General features: G+C 46.9%; 13 protein-coding genes. 6 read left to right on the top strand and 7 right to left on the bottom strand.

The window, feature by feature from the left end:
- The first annotated feature begins 163 nt into the window (after window positions 1–163).
- Window positions 164–1,447 carry a putative acyl-CoA thioester hydrolase gene (locus tag RYZ59_RS10920; protein WP_318047765.1) on the top strand — a complete coding sequence of 428 codons (1,284 nt, stop codon included), beginning with the start codon at window positions 164–166 and terminating at the stop codon, window positions 1,445–1,447.
- Window positions 1,448–1,494: 47 nt separating this feature from the next.
- On the opposite strand, the gene RYZ59_RS10915 is transcribed toward RYZ59_RS10920, so the two are convergent.
- The 3 genes from RYZ59_RS10915 to pgl form a co-directional block, all read right to left on the bottom strand.
- Window positions 1,495–5,208 carry a hypothetical protein gene (locus tag RYZ59_RS10915; RefSeq protein ID WP_318047767.1) on the bottom strand — a complete coding sequence of 1,238 codons (3,714 nt, stop codon included), beginning with the start codon at window positions 5,206–5,208 and terminating at the stop codon, window positions 1,495–1,497.
- Window positions 5,209–5,429: 221 nt separating this feature from the next.
- The gene (locus RYZ59_RS10910; RefSeq protein ID WP_318047770.1) at window positions 5,430–7,364 is read right to left on the bottom strand and encodes a hypothetical protein; all 1,935 of its coding nucleotides are present in this window, start codon (window positions 7,362–7,364) and stop codon (window positions 5,430–5,432) included.
- A 401-nt stretch (window positions 7,365–7,765) separates the two neighbouring features.
- Window positions 7,766–8,761, bottom strand: a complete 996-nt coding sequence (gene pgl / locus RYZ59_RS10905; protein WP_318047771.1) for a 6-phosphogluconolactonase — start codon at window positions 8,759–8,761, stop codon at window positions 7,766–7,768.
- Between the two features lie 165 nt (window positions 8,762–8,926).
- On the opposite strand from pgl, the gene RYZ59_RS10900 reads away from it, so the two are divergent.
- Window positions 8,927–9,745: a pyridoxal phosphatase gene (locus RYZ59_RS10900; protein ID WP_137384360.1), complete on the top strand. Its 819-nt coding sequence runs from the start codon at window positions 8,927–8,929 to the stop codon at window positions 9,743–9,745.
- Here the strand turns inward: RYZ59_RS10900 and modC are convergent, their stop codons facing one another.
- The 4 genes from modC to RYZ59_RS10880 form a co-directional block, all read right to left on the bottom strand.
- Complete coding sequence (gene modC / locus RYZ59_RS10895) at window positions 9,746–10,804, bottom strand: molybdenum ABC transporter ATP-binding protein ModC (protein ID WP_137384361.1); 1,059 nt, start codon at window positions 10,802–10,804, stop codon at window positions 9,746–9,748.
- Window positions 10,805–10,806: 2 nt separating this feature from the next.
- Window positions 10,807–11,496: a molybdate ABC transporter permease subunit gene (gene modB / locus RYZ59_RS10890; protein WP_003831472.1), complete on the bottom strand. Its 690-nt coding sequence runs from the start codon at window positions 11,494–11,496 to the stop codon at window positions 10,807–10,809.
- Window positions 11,496–12,269 (bottom strand): molybdate ABC transporter substrate-binding protein, encoded by a 774-nt coding sequence (gene modA / locus RYZ59_RS10885; protein ID WP_137384362.1) that lies wholly within the window; start codon window positions 12,267–12,269, stop codon window positions 11,496–11,498. Before modA ends, modB begins: the two co-directional genes overlap by 1 nt.
- Before the next feature lie 189 nt (window positions 12,270–12,458).
- Window positions 12,459–12,608: an AcrZ family multidrug efflux pump-associated protein gene (locus RYZ59_RS10880; protein WP_003023026.1), complete on the bottom strand. Its 150-nt coding sequence runs from the start codon at window positions 12,606–12,608 to the stop codon at window positions 12,459–12,461.
- 130 nt (window positions 12,609–12,738) lie between these two features.
- Between RYZ59_RS10880 and modE the strand changes: the two genes are divergently transcribed.
- The 4 genes from modE (at window position 12,739) to galT (ending at window position 17,449) form a co-directional block, all read left to right on the top strand.
- On the top strand, window positions 12,739–13,527 hold the full coding sequence (gene modE, locus RYZ59_RS10875; protein WP_137384363.1) for a molybdenum-dependent transcriptional regulator: 789 nt from the start codon (window positions 12,739–12,741) through the stop codon (window positions 13,525–13,527).
- A gap of 157 nt (window positions 13,528–13,684) precedes the next feature.
- Window positions 13,685–15,157: a molybdate ABC transporter ATP-binding protein ModF gene (modF, locus tag RYZ59_RS10870; RefSeq protein ID WP_318047776.1), complete on the top strand. Its 1,473-nt coding sequence runs from the start codon at window positions 13,685–13,687 to the stop codon at window positions 15,155–15,157.
- A gap of 219 nt (window positions 15,158–15,376) precedes the next feature.
- Complete coding sequence (galE, locus tag RYZ59_RS10865) at window positions 15,377–16,393, top strand: UDP-glucose 4-epimerase GalE (RefSeq protein WP_040232497.1); 1,017 nt, start codon at window positions 15,377–15,379, stop codon at window positions 16,391–16,393.
- A 9-nt stretch (window positions 16,394–16,402) separates the two neighbouring features.
- Window positions 16,403–17,449, top strand: a complete 1,047-nt coding sequence (gene galT / locus RYZ59_RS10860) for a galactose-1-phosphate uridylyltransferase (protein ID WP_137384366.1) — start codon at window positions 16,403–16,405, stop codon at window positions 17,447–17,449.
- Window position 17,450: the final 1 nt, after the last annotated feature.

Here is a 17,450-nt window from a genome sequence, read left to right as displayed (position 1 = left end):
ACCTGAAGGACCAAAATTGTTATCTAATTGTGATATAAGAACTCTCTACACCCGACATTACTGCTATAAAAAACAACTTTTTACCTTTTCGCCTTCCCGTTTCGCTCAACTTAGTATAAAAAAGCAGGCTTCAATGGATAATTTTCAAAGCCCGGAGCAACCTGTGAACATTTCATCAGTTTCCCGTCTGGCGCTGGCAATGGCTTTTGGCGTGACGCTGACCGCCTGTAGCTCTACACCGCCCGATCAACGTCCTTCCGATCAGACCGCGCCAGGCACGTCTATGCGCCCGATTCTGTCGGCCAATGAAGCGAAAAATTTTGTCGCTGCACACTATTTCTCAGCTCTGACGCCAAACACTGCGCCATGGAGTCCTTCCGCTATTTCTCTGCCCGCCCAGCCTGACTTTGTCGTTGGCCCAGCAGGAACTCAAGGCGTTACCCATACCAGTATTCAGGCAGCAGTTGATGCGGCAATCATTAAACGCACCAATAAACGTCAGTACATCGCGATCATGCCTGGCGAGTATCAGGGCACGGTCTATATCCCGGCGGCGACAGGAAGCCTGACGCTCTACGGTACTGGCGAAAAACCGCTGGATGTGAAAATTGGCCAGGCTATTGATGGCGAAATGAGCACCGCAGACTGGCGTCGTACGGTGAACCCGGGCGGTAAATATATGCCGGGTAAACCTGCGTGGTATATGTATGATAATTGCCAGAATAAACGCGGCACAAACATCGGCGTGATGTGTTCTGCGGTTGTCTGGTCGCAAAACAATGGTCTGCAGTTGCAGAACCTGACCATCGAAAACAACCTCGGTGACAGCGTGGATGCGGGTAACCACCCGGCCGTCGCACTGCGTACCGATGGCGATAAAGTGCAGATCGACAAGGTGAACATTCTGGGACGTCAGAACACCTTCTTCGTGACCAACAGCGGCGTACAAAACCGTCTGGAAAACGATCGTCAGCCGCGTACGCTGGTGACGAACAGCTACATTGAAGGTGATGTGGATATGGTTTCTGGTCGTGGCGCGGTGGTATTCGATAACACCGATTTCCGCGTAGTGAACTCCCGCACCCAGCAGGAAGCCTACGTTTTTGCACCGGCAACCCTGTCGAACATTTACTACGGTTTCCTCGCCACCAATAGCCGCTTTACCGCAGCAGGCGATGGCGTCGCGCAGTTGGGCCGCTCGCTGGATGTCGATTCCAACACCAATGGTCAGGTGGTTATTCGCGACAGCGTGATCAACGAAGGCTTTAACATGGCAAAACCCTGGGCTGACAGCGTTATCTCAAAACGCCCGTTTGCCGGGAACACCGGTGCGGAAGATGACAAAGGTGAAATTCAGCGCAACCTGAACGACACCAACTTCAACCGCATGTGGGAATACAACAACCGCGGTATTGGTAGCAAAGTGGTTGCAGCGCCGAAGCAGTAATTGCGCAAAGGGATGGCTTACCGCCATCCCTGAATAAGTCACTCTTTTTATTGTACCAGTACACTCTGGCGGCTGAGAATACGATTGAGTTCTCTTTTGCTGAAAAACTCTTTTGGAGCCTTGCCTGCGGGTATCTCATTTGAAGGCTGTGCCGCGACAGTTTCATTTCCATTACTCAATGATGGCTCCAAAACATATGGAGCATTATCCTGATAACGCCCTTGCTTCTTTGCCAGCTCGAACATATCTGACATCAATTTATCTAATGAATACTCCTTTACAAAGTCAGGGTCCGTCTCAGGTTTAACTTTTTTATCTAAGAATGTATTTAAAACAGTAGCATCGTTGGTTTCAATGGGCATATTAGTAGTCACTAGATTTGGGATAAACAGTTCCTTGGGCTTTATCCCTTCAGTAAGACTGTAACTGGTTGACATAATAGCATTGTCTTTTATTCTTGCTACCTGAAGACATCCATTATATATACGATATGCAAGCCCCTCATCAGGTATTAGTCCCCCCGGCCCTACTAGCATACGACGATACATAGACAAAAAATCTTTATACCTCTCCTTAATTATCACCAGACTATTTTCTTTATCACTCGGCACTTTCATTTCAGAAATCACAACATTAAGCCCATCATTGTACAAAAAAGTCTCAACCTTTGATTTCAGAATATTAGCTTTAGCATCAATTTCTTCTTCCTCATTAAAATTGGGGACAAGTTTCTTCACAGTCTTAATGGACTTGCTTGATGTCAATTCATAGATAGCAACTTTAAAAATATCAGTTTTATTTTTATGTTTATTTATATATTCACTTACATTTTCTCTACCCATATTTACTTTCGTAAAGTGAATAAGAGCTTGAGTAAATATTTCATCTTTTAAATCTGAAATGAGCATTTTATCAACAAATTGTTTATGAACAAGCTTCATAAAAGCAAGGCTATCGTCCTTGTTTTGAGACACTCGCCAAGACTGAAGATCATCTTTTGACTGAACAGATCCCTTTGGAATATCTGGTGAAAATGAATATTTACCATTTTTATCAATTGATAATTTTAGGTTTGTACCAATCGATAGCGATTTTTCAGACGTCAAATCGAAACCTGGAACATTTACTGTCTCTTTGATTTTTTGAGACTGGCGCACACTATCCGTTGATGTCACGGGTTCATCATAATATTTACTACTTTCGGTATTCTGATCATCCGCTACTGCATCTTCATTGTCTTGAATCGTAGCTTCATTGTTGTTGCTGGTAAGCGAATGAGTAGATGAATATTTCCGGATGGTTTCCTGGCTGCTTATTATTGCCTTACTTACAGCATTTTCTTGCAATGGTTGAGAGGGTGCCTGGGGGGGTTGTGGTAACGCCTCCTGCGCCACTTTTTCGTTTACTGATGACGATGTTGATTTCACAGTAGATACATCTTTAGCGATTTTACCTGCACCTTTAGCGCCTTTGTGTTCTGCTTTTTTATCTGCTTTGGATTCAGCTAATTCTTTAGCTTTATTATATTTTTCACCAAAATATTGATCAAATCTCTTCTTGAAATCATGATTATCTGTTGACATTTTAAAGTCACAAAAACTGTTATCACTAAGCTTATCAGGACTATATTTTTCATCCTGGAAAACCATTATAGGACCGCGATTCTTGAATTTAAATTTTTCACTCATTAATTTAAGAAACTGTTCTTTATCCAGCCCTTTTTTTTTAAGCATTGTGGCATTATACGTTATATTTTCCAATCCAAAACTCACCTCATCAATATCATTATCACTAATAACTCGCTGAGCAATACAATTTGAAGGGACATCAACTTCGAGTAACATTCTTGATTCATCAATTGATGCTTCCATTTTATCCTCCCACATAAATTTGTTTGATTTATCAACATGAGCAGGATAATCAAATTTATTTTCCCTCTTATTATTATCTGCGGAGAATCCATAATGAATCCTTACAAACAATTCATTTAGCGGCACATCAAATCCATTTTTAAATTTTATAGCCGTTATTCCTTTTGAATCTATACCATCAGAACTAGAAGATAGTAGCGTTCTTATTTTTAAGGTTGATTCATCCTTCAATAGATACTGTACTCCTTGGTCAATTTTTTTCGCAACGTATAAAAACTCCTCCATAAAACCAAGGAAAGCGTCCGTTCCACTCTTCAATTCAATATAATTTTCCGCAAGAATGTCTCTAATTTCTCTTTCATGCAATTCACACAATTTAGATATATCTAAAGAAAGCTTTGAGTATATTAATTTTTTATATTTTTCAAATATATCAGGAAATCTACTTATAATTATAGCTAATCTTGGATCTAGCCCCTTTATCTCACTATTGACAATAGGAATCCGATTACCAGAACTGATAATATTCTCATGAGCACCAGGAACTTTATTATTTTCTGTCATTTGTGGCTGAAAGTAGCCCTCAATTTTTATACTGGATCGATCGATCATCTCTTGTTGTGATAATAGTTCAACTTGTTTTCGAAGATCATGAAGTTCAGATGGTGTCATGGTTCTGAAATAATCAAATCTATTTTCAGCTATTATATTATCAATATAGTTGGTAAAACCAGCATGTGTAAAATGTGTTTCTTTTGCATTTTCTACTTGTTTAAAATAATCATAATTTGTAGAAGCGCCCAACTTTCTTTCATATCTTTTATAAGTACAACCTGGAATAGTATAAATTTTACCATTCACTCCAGGTATTTTAAGATCCCCCGACCCTGATATTGGTTTATATTCTGTCGCATCTTCATTACGCTTAAATTCTGAATCGTAAAAATATTTAACCTGTACAAGCAAGTCCTTCTGCTTCTCCAATACCGTGACAGTCATGCTGTTTTTAGTAAGCTCGACACTTTCAAATGGGATATTCAATTTTTTATAAATTGACTTTTGCTCTTTAACCTCTTCATGTAATTGTTTTTTCTCTGCCCTATCAGAGGTTTTCTTCGCCATTTCCTCAAGAGCTTTTACATTTTTTAATGTGTATACTTTATCATTAAAAGTAATCTTAAATTCAAGGGAATTATCATCCCCGGAAGCCGTTGCGCCAGATTCGACAGTTTCCAATGGCAAATTTTTATATTCTTTCACAAGATGGAAAAGAGCTTTCGTACGCTTTCCATTTGTAGTGTCACTTTCGTCATCAGAGTTAAAAAATGCGGCAATAAACTTATCAAAATTATTATTAAAATGTTCTTTTGTCAGTTGATTAAGATAAACACCATCCACATCCACGATATCATTAATACCTTCCATTTCAATATTATTAATTTTTAACATATTAGCAACGGAATGAAAAAGACAGTTGCCATCTCCTGTAGATGAATATGTTTTTGCTTTTTTTGGATCAAAGCCAGAATAATGACTACTATCAAGAATAATGGAAACGGAGTTATCAGTTTTAGGCAGTTTTTTTATATTCAACCCTCTACCCGCTGCTATGAGTTCGATAGGTACACGTGATTCTTTATCAGCCTCCAAAATATTGAGCTGAACATTACGCTCTGCTAAATAAGAATAAAGTGCCAAGACAGCTATTTCACCATCAATTTGAGAATTGTATTTTTTAAAATCAATCTCGTTGATAATTTCCTTTCTCAGGGTATCTTTATTTTTAGGATTTACATTGTCTTTAACCTGTAGAGATTTTTCTACATTATCTGAATCTGCCAAAGGTTCATTTTTATTGATACTTACATCAGATAATTTTTTATTTCGCAAAGTATTTCTAGATACAGGATCATGGGTGGCGTTATATTTTTGGCACCATGCCCATGTACTAAACTCTGAGAAACTGTCACGCGTTTTTTCCAGTGAACGAAATACTTTCTTATCGAATTTTATGCCATCAGGTATATCGGGTATGCATAAGCAGTTTGGGTTTGAAATTTGGTTTGAAATATGTTCAATATCCCCAGGCGAGAAAATATAATTTTCATTACTTATTTTTTTATTGCAGAAATTAAATACTTTAACTGGCTATTTCTGGTGATGGCCATATGGTGATATTTCCTCACCAGTTCCTTGTCGACAGGCTCGCTTAAATAGTCAGCATACTTTCCCCATGCAATGTCAGATTCCTGTAGCAAGAAATCTACTTTATCTTTAAGTGATAAGAATCCATAATATGTTTCAACAACAGACTCAATATGATTGTCCAACCAGGCAATTTGCTGTCTGAGGCATTCCCGCTCATGCTTGTTTTCGTTCCCACGCAGTCCAAGAACCTTTTCATCTCTCAATGCTCTGAGAGTATCTATACTCTTTTCTGAATATTTACTCTGAACATTGTTACGGGATAGGCTTGTCGCAACCATATGCTCCATGCTACCCGGTTCAGGTTCGGTGATTTTTTTCAGCTCCATTTTAAGCGAGGCAATTTCTTTACGATAAGCTTTATTTTTCAAGAGATTCAACTGATTAGAAAGCTTATCAATCTCTTTTCCGTACGCTAAAGTTTTGACATCTTTATCCAGGGTACTATTCTGCTCAAGATGATTAAGTAGTTCCTTTTCATTCCTTTTCAGTTCACGCCTGATTTTTTTGGGGTTTAGTAATGCCAACTCCTCCAGATTGGAAATAGCACTCTTGATATTTTCCGCTCTCGCTCTCGGTGAGACCTCATTAATACCTTGTATTCCGCTAAAATCATTACTATTCACCATGGAACGCAAAGCTATTTGATAGCCAGAGTTAGCGTAAACAGTATTAATGTACTGATTGAATCTCTTACTGGTATAAATCGTCGGAAAATATTTCTTCGCATCAGCATCCGATATTCTGTTTGCATGCCCTGATTTAATAACGTTTTCAATCACCGCGCAGCGTAGCGTATCGTTATCGCTCCAGTTTTTCGCACTGGTTGGCCGGTCCCAGTCCGCGGACAGTGCCTTAATTCCTTGCGCGTAGGTTTTCTTAGCTTCAGATACCCCCTTAGCCTGCTCATGTCTGTAACGATGGCTTAGTCCCAGTGCTTCCCTGCTCTTTCCATTTGAATCAGTACACATTGCGTCAATGTTTTTACGCAGATGATAAAGCTTATCTTTACCATAGGAATCCATGGCCTCAGCATAGCGCTTTGTTAAAGCAACACGCTCAGGAACCGCAGTCCCAAACTCATGAATCAGTGAATCAACATATTCACTCACTTTAATTTCGTGCAAGTCCGGTGACTTATTACACAGACGTGCAGGATAAAAACAGTCTAACGTTTCGGTTGTTTTGCATAAATGATTCAAATTCAGTCGGTTTGCTTCATTAAGAACAGCAACGCCCTCACCTTTGCGGAAAAATAGTATTAACTTAGCGGCATTATTCGGCTTATCAAAAGTACTTGTTTCAGGCTTCTGCCAGGCAATGAAATTATCCCATGGAATAATCTTATCACCGCATTGAATACCTTCAGTGCTGATTAGTTTATTTCCTGCAGAATTATTTTTGCTATCAGCGATGAGAGCCATTCTTTCTTTTATGTCAAGGGTTCTGACAAATGTCTCATCATTTTCCATTTTGGCCAGTGAATACTTAACCAATGGATCACCCACATGCCTCGCTGGCACGTTTATTTTAAGGCTCGTTGACGTCCCACCGTTACCTGAATCAAGGGTATAGACCCCCATTTGAGTGATCTGCGGTATGCCACCCGGCCCCTGAGGTACCCTGATGCTCTTAGAAGGCTCAATGTTGGGTTGACCTTTAGGCAAACGACTAATAGAAGAAATTCGGGAAAGTGCTTCTGATTTTTGCTCTGTTTTATTTTTAACTGATTGAAGATTTTTACTAAGATCTCCGGTACTGCGGCTGCGTTGAGTCTCCGAAGAATGGTTCTGTACCCCAGCGGTAGAACCCGATGAACCAGATATGTTCATTTTACTCATTTTTTCACTCCCAATATGCCTACCACTATAAATTAGTAGATATTCTAATTACGCTTACACGCCTTATTAATTCAGAGGACATATTTCCGTAATCTTAAAATTACGTCAATTATTCAGATAATATATATATAATGAAAATTTAATTTTAAATTGCATCACAATTATTTATATATTTTCATTTCAATTATCTCATTGAAATTTAATACACGATATCCCACGTTTAAAAAAATAGACTTTTAGGAAAATATTTAGTGCGGGTGAGAGATGAAATGAAGAAACGACCTCAGCCCTCAGTCAATATGGGTAGTCTGAGTTATCACAAACGAAAATGAAATAGGCAGGTACAGCAAAAACAGGAATCACGTTCAGATAATGACGCCCGCAAGCGGGCGTCGCAGTGATTAGTACGCGTTAACCACCACCCACATTGGGCCCTGGCCTACCGCATAGCGTCCTTTCTCTGCCAGCAATCCCTGTTCACCCGCAATTTCATACACCGCAATATGGTGGGACTTCTGCCCTGCGGCAATCAGGTATTTCCCGCTGTGGTCGATATTAAAACCGCGCGGCTGTGTTTCAGTAGGCTGGAAGCCTTCTTTCGTCAGCACACTTCCGTCTTCTGATACGCTGAATACCGTAATCAGGCTGGCGGTACGGTCACAGGCATACAGATGACGACCATCTGGCGTAATATGGATATCTGCCGCCCAGCGTGTATCAGAGAAATCAGCAGGCATCATATCCAGCGTCTGTACACACTCAATTTTGCCGTACGGATCTTTCAGTTCCCAAACATCGACTGAACTGTTCAACTCATTCACGCAGTAGGTATATTGCTGATTCGGATGGAACACCATATGACGCGGACCCGCACCTTCAACGGTAGTCACTTCCGCGGGTTCCTGTGCAACCAAATGGCCATCATCACTGACGGTGAACAGGCAGATACGATCCTGTTTCAACGCAGGAACCCACAACGTACGGTTATCTGGTGAGATATTGGCCGAGTGGCAGCCATCCAGACCGTCAACCACGTCAACCAGTTCCACCGGCAGGCCATCTTCCAGACGCGTGACGCTCACACTACCCGCGTTATAAGAGCCGACGAATACGAAACGCCCTTGATGATCGGTCGAAATATGCGTCGGGCTCCCCGGCAGGGCAGATTCCGCAGCGAATGTCAGTGCACCGTCATCAGGCGCAATACGGTATGCCAGCACCCGAAACTCCGGGCGCACGCCAACATAGAGATAACGCTTATCCGGGCTGACGACCATCGGCTGTACCTGACCCGGTACATCAACCACCTGCGTCAGCGTCAGTGAACCATCGTGATTCAGGCCCCAGACGTGAATTTGCTGACTCTCAGGGCTGGCGGTATAAACGGTTTGCTTCATGAATACTCCTTTGCTTTTTGGCAGGTGGCTGCAATGGCCTGACACACGCCTAAGGTAGACGCTTTTATCGGTGAATGCTTAATTAAGGCTCAGAATTTTGTCCGGCCCCCGACTCGGTGTACCATTCTGACAGACAAAATTCTCAACCTTCATCTGGAAAAACCTATGACCGCACGCGTGATTGCCCTGGATTTAGACGGTACGTTGCTGACCCCGAAAAAAACCTTGCTGCCATCCTCTCTCGAGGCGCTCTCTCGCGCCAGAGAAGCAGGCTACCAACTTATCATTGTCACAGGTCGCCATCACGTTGCTATTCATCCTTTTTATCAGGCACTGGCGCTGGATACACCTGCAATTTGCTGTAACGGTACCTACTTGTATGATTATCAGGCAAAAAAGGTACTGGAATCCGATCCCCTTCCGGTTAACCAGGCGTTGCAGTTGATTGATATGCTGAATGAACATCAGATCCACGGGCTGATGTATGTTGACGAGGCCATGCTGTATGAACGCCCGACCGGGCATGTCGTGCGTACCGCTAACTGGGCACAAACGCTGCCGCCGGAACAGCGCCCGACCTTCACTCAGGTTCCTTCGCTGGCACAGGCCGCGCATGACGTTAATGCCGTGTGGAAATTTGCCCTGACTGACGAAGATATTCCAAAGCTGCAGCAGTTTGGTAAACATGTTGAACAGCAGCTAGGGCTGGAGTGTGAGTGGTCCTGGCACGATCAGGTTGACGTGGCCCGTAAAGGCAATAGCAAAGGAAGACGCCTTGCCCAGTGGATTGAAGCGCAAGGTGGATCAATGGAAAACGTGATCGCTTTTGGCGACAACTTCAATGATATCAGTATGCTGGAAGCCGCGGGTACCGGCGTGGCGATGGGCAATGCCGATGATGCAGTCAAAGCCCGCGCCAACATCGTGATAGGTGACAACACCACCGACAGCATCGCCAAATTTATCTATTCTCAGTTGCTGTAATCAGGCAGTAATCGACACGCTCTTAATTTGTGCGTACAGCCACAGGCCAGGTTTGATGCCCAGCTCATCCCTGGCCCACGGGCTGATCCTCGCCCACAGCGTTTTCCCGCCGACCTCAAGCTGCACTTCCACCTGCCCGTTGTCGTCATAGCTCTGCGCAACCTTGGCGCGCAACACGTTACGAATACTGGTCTGCTGCGGCGGTTGTAATACCAGTGAAACATCCGACGCCTGAATACGAATGCGCAGCGCAGTTTGCAGCGGTTGATCCAGCTTATTGACCCACAGATGCTGATCGCCCAGCGCCAGCGCGGTCATCGCATAATGCGGGTGATGCTCCAGTACGTTAACTTTCAGTATGCTGCTCTGCTGCTCTTTCGGTAGCCAGGGATGCATCACACTGCTCCCCCAGACATCCTCCAGTGAGCCAAACGCTTTGACCTGCCCGTTTTCCAACACCATCACTTTATCGGCCAGATGCAAAATCTCATCAAGCGAATGGCTGACATACAACATGGGAATATTAATTTCACGCGCCAGGCGTTGCAGATAAGGCAGCAGTTCGCGTTTGCGCGGAATATCCAGTGAGGCTAACGGTTCATCAAGCAGCAATAACTCTGGTGCGGTAAGTAGCGCCCGACCAATAGCAACACGCTGCTTTTCACCACCGGAAAGGCCGCCGGGTAGACGGTCAAGCAAAGGCTCAATGCCCAGCAATGCCACCAGCTTATCAAACTGCCCGGCCATGCTTTTTGCCATACCATAGCGCAGATTACCGCGCACTTTGTAATGCGGGAACAGACGCGCATCCTGAAAAACATAGCCCACCCGGCGTTTTTCAGGCGTCAAGCAGATACCGTTTTCAACGTCATTCAATACCCGACCGTTGAGCACAATGCGCCCGGACTGGGGTTGGGTCAGACCACTGATAGCATTAATCAGCGACGTTTTGCCCGCGCCAGAGACACCAAAAATAGCGGTAATACCGCTGGCTGGCAGCGTTTCGTTGAGCGTCAGACAGTGGGTTCCCAGCGTCTGGGAGAAATTAAGTTCCAGCATGATTATCGCCCCGTCCGTTCACGGCTAATACGTGCCAGCCATTCAGAAATCAGTAGCGAAATCAGCGCTAACACAATAGAGATGATACATAACCTTGCCGCCGCGCTTTCGCCGCCGGGGGTCTGGATGAGGGTGTACATTGCCGAAGGAATGGTGCGGGTTTCACCCGGAATATTGGAGACAAAAGTAATGGTTGCGCCGAATTCACCGAGGGAACGCGCGAACGCCAGCACCGTGCCGACGATAATGCCAGGCAGCATCAACGGTAAGGTAATGGTCATAAATACGCGCCAGCGCCCGGCCCCCAGCGTGCGGGCCGCTTGCTCCAGCTTGACATCAACACCTTCCAGCGCCAGACGTATTGCCCGCACCATCAGAGGGAAAGACATCACCGCCGCGGCCAGCACCGCACCACGCCAGCTAAACGCAAACGTGATACCGAACCAGTCATATAGCCACTCGCCAATTAATCCGCGCCGCCCCATAGCCACCAGCAGCAGGTACCCCACCACGACCGGAGGCAGTACCAGCGGCAAGTGCAGTACGCTGTCGAGCAGCGCTTTGCCTGGGAACTTACAGCGTACCAGTAGCCAGGCAAAGAAGATCCCAAACGGCAGGCTAAACAAGACGGCCAGGGAAGAAACTTTCAGGCTCAGTATGACGGCCTGCCATTCAGGATCGGTCAGTATCATTACTTGGTCGTAAATCCATAACGTTTGAAGATTTCAGAAGCCTGCGGTCCTTTCAGGTAATCATAGAACGCGCTGACCGTTGCGTTGGCGTGCCCATCAACAACCGCAATGGGGTATTCCACTTTTTTATGTGAGTCTTCCGGGAAGGTCGCCACAACTTTTACGCCTTTGCTGGCGACGGCATCAGAACCATAGACAATGCCCAGTGGGGCTTCGTTACGTTCAACCAGCGCCAATGCGCCACGAACATCTTCAGCCGGAGCCAGTTTCGGCGCCAGGGTATCCCATGCTCCCAGTTTTTGCAGCGCTTCTTTCGCGTAAATACCCGCCGGAACATGTTCCGGATCGCCGACCGCCAGACGACCACCGTTCAACAGGCTGGTCCAGTTGGTTTTGCTGTCGATGGTGAAGTCTTTCTGTGCGCTGGCTTTCGGCGCGACAACGACCAGACTGTTACCGAGCAGCGTTTTGCGCGTTGCGGTATCGATAGACTTTTTGTCTACCGCGTAATCCATCCATTTCTGATCGGCAGAAATAAACAGATCGGCCGGTGCACCGGCTTCAATCTGGCGTGCCAGCGTAGAAGAAGAGGCAAAAGAGGAGACAACATCAACATTCTTCTCTTTTTTATATTCTGCGGCAATGTCCTGCATCGCGTTCGTTAACGACGCCGCTGCAAACACTGTGATTTTACCTTCATCCGCCAGTGCATGTCCGGCAACAGAAAGAGAAAGTGTTGCCCCTGCAAACAAGCGTAACCATGTACGTGCCATCTGTAACTCCTTTGAGTTTCGTTATGTAGGCGCAAATATAACGATTAAATCAGGATTTTCCCAGTGGTTATTACTACCAATTAGAGGTTACACAAAGAAAATATCGGCAGGGAAAGCAGGATCTTGAGGAACTAACGCAGTTGGATAATGAGCAATAAAAAACGCCCGGCTAAGCGGGCGTTCGGGGAATCAATGATTCTGTCTGGACTGGTCTTTCTGACCGATACCGGAAAAAATGTTGAACACTTCACCCAGTCCGTAAATCAGTCCCAGAATGATGGCCATTACCACAGGTACCATGATTACGGCGAATACCAGACTTTTCAATAACTCTAACATGGTCAACTCCAGATATAGTCCTTAGTTGTATTCTAACCACATAACACAGAAAAGCACTCCCCTTTTGTGCGGTCGGCTTTGCTCAGGCACTGTTTTCCGTCACAATACCCTTTTTTGCCAGGAGCTTGTTATGCAGGCCGAAATCCTTCTTACACTGAAACTTCAGCAAAAACTGTTTGCCGATCCCCGCCGCATTTCTCTGCTTAAGCACATTGCGCTTTCCGGCTCCATCAGTCAGGGCGCGAAGGATGCAGGTATCAGTTATAAAAGCGCCTGGGACGCGATTAACGAAATGAACCAGCTGAGTGAGCAGACGCTGGTAGAGCGCGCCACCGGTGGCAAAGGCGGCGGCGGTGCAGTGTTAACCCGCTACGGCCAGCGCCTGATTCAGTTATACGATCTGCTGGCGCAAATTCAGCAAAAAGCCTTCGATGTCCTCAGCGATGACGATGCGGTTCCACTTAATAGCCTGCTGGCGGCCATCTCCCGCTTCTCACTACAAACCAGTGCGCGTAACCAATGGTTTGGCACCATCACCGCACGCGACCACGACCAGGTTCAACAGCATGTTGACGTCCTGCTGGCCGATGGCGAAACACGGTTGAAAGTGGCGATTACCGCGCAGAGCGGTGAACGTCTGGGGCTTGATGAAGGCAAAGAAGTCTTGATCCTGTTGAAAGCGCCGTGGGTGGGGATCACCCAGGATGATGCTATCGCTCAGGCCGCCGATAACCAATTGCAAGGCACCATCAGCCATATTGAACGCGGAAGCGAGCAGTGTGAAGTGTTAATGACCTTGCCGGATGGACAAACGCTGTGCGCCACCGTTCCGACTGACGATGCGCTATCACTGCAAGAAGGCGCGAATGTCACTGCCTATTTCAACGCGGACAGAGTGATTATCGCCACGTTGTGCTAAATCTTTAAGCCCGCTTCGCCTGATGGCGCTGCGCTTATCAGGCCTACGTTCAGGCCGGATAAGGTACCCGCGCCGCCATCCGGCAACAAACTGCATTGACATTCCCGCCCGGACAACGTATCCCTGTCATTCATCGCTGCAAAAAATGGGATGCAAAATGTCATCGTTGCAAATTTCGCAAGGCACGTTTCGTCTGAGTGATACCAAAACGCTTCAGTTGAATTCGTTGACGTTAAACGCGGGTGATAGCTGGGCGTTTGTGGGGTCTAACGGCAGCGGAAAATCCGCACTGGCGCGTGCGCTGGCCGGAGAATTGCCGTTACTCAACGGCGAACGCCACAGCCAGTTCATGCGTATCACCCGTCTCTCCTTTGAGCAGCTACAAAAGCTGGTCAGCGACGAATGGCAGCGTAACAACACCGATCTTCTGAGCCCAGGCGAAGACGATACCGGGCGCACCACCGCGGAAATTATTCAGGATGAGGTCAGCGACCCTGCTCGCTGTGCCGCCCTGGCGCAGCAGTTTGGTATTACCTCACTGCTCAGCAGACGTTTCAAATACCTTTCCACTGGCGAAACGCGGAAAACGCTGCTCTGTCAGGCGCTGATGTCTGAACCCGATTTGCTGATCCTTGATGAACCGTTTGACGGGCTGGATGTGGCTTCACGTCGCCAGTTGGCAGAACTGCTCGCGGCGTTACATCAGGCCGGTTTTACGTTAGTGCTGGTGCTAAACCGCTTTGATGAGATCCCCGATTTTGTGCAATTTGCTGGCGTACTCGCCGATTGCACATTGACAGAAACCGGTGAAAAAACGGCTCTTCTGCAACAAGCGTTAATCGCCCAACTTGCCCATAGTGAACGGCTTGATGGTATTACCCTCCCCGAACCGGATGAACCTTCCGTGCGCCGCATATTGGCTGAGAACGAACCGCGGATTATGCTCAACGACGGGGTCGTTTCCTATAACGATCGGCCAATTCTTCATCATCTGAGCTGGCAGGTAAACCCAGGGGAACACTGGCAGATTGTCGGCCCCAACGGGGCGGGAAAATCAACGCTACTCAGTTTAATCACCGGCGATCATCCGCAAGGCTATAGCAACGATTTGACGCTGTTTGGCCGTCGTCGGGGTAGTGGCGAAACTATCTGGGATATTAAAAAGCACATTGGCTACGTCAGCAGCAGCCTGCATCTCGATTACCGGGTAAGCACCACGGTGCGTAACGTTATTCTTTCCGGCTACTTCGATTCAATCGGTATTTATCAGGCGGTATCAGACAGACAATACAAGCTGGTGCAACAGTGGCTGGATATTCTGGGAATGGATAAACGCACTGTAGACGCCCCTTTCCACAGCCTTTCCTGGGGGCAGCAGCGCCTGGCGCTGATCGTCCGCGCGTTAGTGAAACACCCTACGCTATTGATCCTTGATGAACCCTTGCAAGGCCTGGACCCGCTAAACCGCCAGTTGATCCGCCGCTTCGTTGATGTTCTGATCGGTGAAGGTGAAACCCAATTACTGTTTGTTTCTCACCATGCTGAAGATGCACCCTCCTGCATTACCCACCGACTGGAGTTCGTACCAGAAAACGATATCTACACCTATCGGCAATCATCCCTGCGTTAGTTTTCATACCGGGGCGCGTTAATGCGCCTTTTTTTAGGCCTGATTTTTCAGATAAAAGCTGCAATCATTAAATAACATAATGATTTAAAATAAAAAAATAAAATTCAGGCGTTGAAAGTCAGCATGTGTAAACGATTCCACTAATTTATCCCATGTCACACTTTTCACAACTTTGTTATGCTATCTTCATTACATGATATAGGCATAACGGAGCGAATTATGAGAGTATTGGTTACAGGTGGTAGCGGTTACATTGGAAGCCACACTTGTGTGCAGTTGCTTAAGAATGGCCACGACGTCGTGATCCTTGATAACCTCTGCAACAGTAAGCGCAGCGTACTGCCCGTTATTGAGCGTTTAGGTGGAAAACATCCGACCTTCGTCGAAGGTGATATCCGTAACGAAGCGCTGATCACCGAAATCCTGCACGATCATGCCATCGATACGGTCATCCACTTTGCCGGTCTGAAGGCCGTCGGCGAATCCGTTGCTAAGCCGCTGGAGTACTATGACAACAACGTCAACGGCACTCTGCGTCTGGTCAATGCGATGCGCGCCGCCAACGTGAAAAACTTCATATTCAGCTCCTCCGCCACAGTCTACGGCGATCAGCCGCAAATTCCTTACGTTGAAAGCTTCCCCACCGGCACACCACAAAGCCCGTACGGCAAAAGTAAGCTGATGGTCGAGCAGATCCTGACCGATCTGCAAAAAGCACAACCTGAGTGGAGCATCGCGTTGCTGCGCTATTTCAATCCGGTTGGCGCACATCCGTCAGGAGACATGGGCGAAGACCCGCAAGGCATCCCTAACAATCTGATGCCTTACATCGCGCAGGTTGCCGTGGGCCGCCGTGAGTCTCTGGCCATATTTGGTAATGACTACCCGACCGAAGACGGTACCGGCGTTCGCGATTACATCCACGTGATGGATCTTGCCGACGGCCACGTTGTCGCCATGGAAAAACTGGCAGGCAAGCAAGGGGTACATATTTACAACCTTGGCGCTGGCGTTGGTAGCAGCGTACTCGATGTGGTCAATGCCTTCAGCAAAGCCTGTGGTAAGCCAGTGAACTACCATTTTGCTCCGCGCCGCGACGGCGATCTGCCTGCCTACTGGGCCGATGCCAGCAAAGCAGACCGCGAACTTAACTGGCGCGTGACGCGTACACTGGATGAAATGGCACAAGATACCTGGCACTGGCAATCACGCCATCCACAGGGATATTCGGATTAAGGACACGTTATGACGCAATTCAACCCTGTCGATCATCCACACCGCCGCTTTAACCCGCTCACCGGACAGTGGATCCTCGTTTCGCCTCATCGTGCAAAACGCCCCTGGCAGGGGGCGCAGGAAACGCCATCTAAACAGGTACTGCCCGCGCATGATCCGGACTGCTTCCTGTGTGCAGGCAATACACGCGTTACCGGTGATAAAAACCCCGATTACACCGGGACCTACGTTTTTACCAACGATTTTGCCGCGCTGATGTCTGATACCCCGGATGCTCCCGACAGCCACGACCCATTAATGCGTTGCCAGAGCGCACGCGGTACCAGCCGCGTGATTTGCTTCTCACCCGATCACAGCAAAACGCTACCGGAACTCAGCGTACCCGCGCTGACCGAAATCGTGAAAACGTGGCAGGAACAAACCGCAGATTTAGGGAAAACCTATCCCTGGGTGCAGGTATTTGAGAATAAAGGTGCGGCGATGGGATGTTCAAACCCGCACCCGCACGGACAGATTTGGGCCAACAGTTTCCTGCCCAACGAAGCCGAACGTGAAGACCGTCTGCAAAAAGCATACTTTGCCGAGCAGGGCACGCCAATGCTGCTGGATTATGTCCAGCGTGAACAGGTAGACGGCAGCCGGACGGTAGTAGAAACCGAACACTGGCTGGCAGTCGTGCCCTATTGGGCGGCATGGCCATTCGAAACGCTGCTGCTGCCAAAAGCGCATGTCCTGCGAATTACCGATTTGACCGACGAACAGCGAACTGACCTGGCGCTGGCGTTGAAAAAACTGACCAGTCGTTATGACAACCTGTTCCAGTGCTCTTTCCCCTACTCTATGGGCTGGCACGGCGCACCGTTTAACGGCGAAGAGAATGACCACTGGCAGTTGCACGCACACTTTTATCCACCGCTGCTACGTTCCGCGACCGTACGTAAGTTTATGGTTGGTTACGAAATGCTGGCGGAGACCCAACGCGATCTGACAGCAGAACAAGCGGCAGACCGTCTGCGTGCGGTCAGCGACACCCATTTTCGCGAATCCGGAGTTTAAA

This window comes from Citrobacter sp. HN-141 (assembly GCF_033341895.1).
GTDB lineage: Bacteria > Pseudomonadota > Gammaproteobacteria > Enterobacterales > Enterobacteriaceae > Citrobacter.
Note: the sequence above shows the minus strand (reverse complement) of the source record. Positions and strands in the feature narration are given on the sequence as shown.

What these genes read in the sequence shown, in the direction of transcription:
- modB (WP_003831472.1), bottom strand. Translation starts at nt 11,496, where the DNA reads ATGATACTGACCGATCCTGAATGGCAGGCCGTCATACTGAGCCTGAAA.
- modC (WP_137384361.1), bottom strand. Translation starts at nt 10,804, where the DNA reads ATGCTGGAACTTAATTTCTCCCAGACGCTGGGAACCCACTGTCTGACG.
- modF (WP_318047776.1), top strand. Translation starts at nt 13,685, where the DNA reads ATGTCATCGTTGCAAATTTCGCAAGGCACGTTTCGTCTGAGTGATACC.
- RYZ59_RS10910 (WP_318047770.1), bottom strand. Translation starts at nt 7,364, where the DNA reads ATGAGTAAAATGAACATATCTGGTTCATCGGGTTCTACCGCTGGGGTA.
- galT (WP_137384366.1), top strand. Translation starts at nt 16,403, where the DNA reads ATGACGCAATTCAACCCTGTCGATCATCCACACCGCCGCTTTAACCCG.
- modE (WP_137384363.1), top strand. Translation starts at nt 12,739, where the DNA reads ATGCAGGCCGAAATCCTTCTTACACTGAAACTTCAGCAAAAACTGTTT.
- galE (WP_040232497.1), top strand. Translation starts at nt 15,377, where the DNA reads ATGAGAGTATTGGTTACAGGTGGTAGCGGTTACATTGGAAGCCACACT.
- pgl (WP_318047771.1), bottom strand. Translation starts at nt 8,761, where the DNA reads ATGAAGCAAACCGTTTATACCGCCAGCCCTGAGAGTCAGCAAATTCAC.
- RYZ59_RS10880 (WP_003023026.1), bottom strand. Translation starts at nt 12,608, where the DNA reads ATGTTAGAGTTATTGAAAAGTCTGGTATTCGCCGTAATCATGGTACCT.
- modA (WP_137384362.1), bottom strand. Translation starts at nt 12,269, where the DNA reads ATGGCACGTACATGGTTACGCTTGTTTGCAGGGGCAACACTTTCTCTT.
- RYZ59_RS10900 (WP_137384360.1), top strand. Translation starts at nt 8,927, where the DNA reads ATGACCGCACGCGTGATTGCCCTGGATTTAGACGGTACGTTGCTGACC.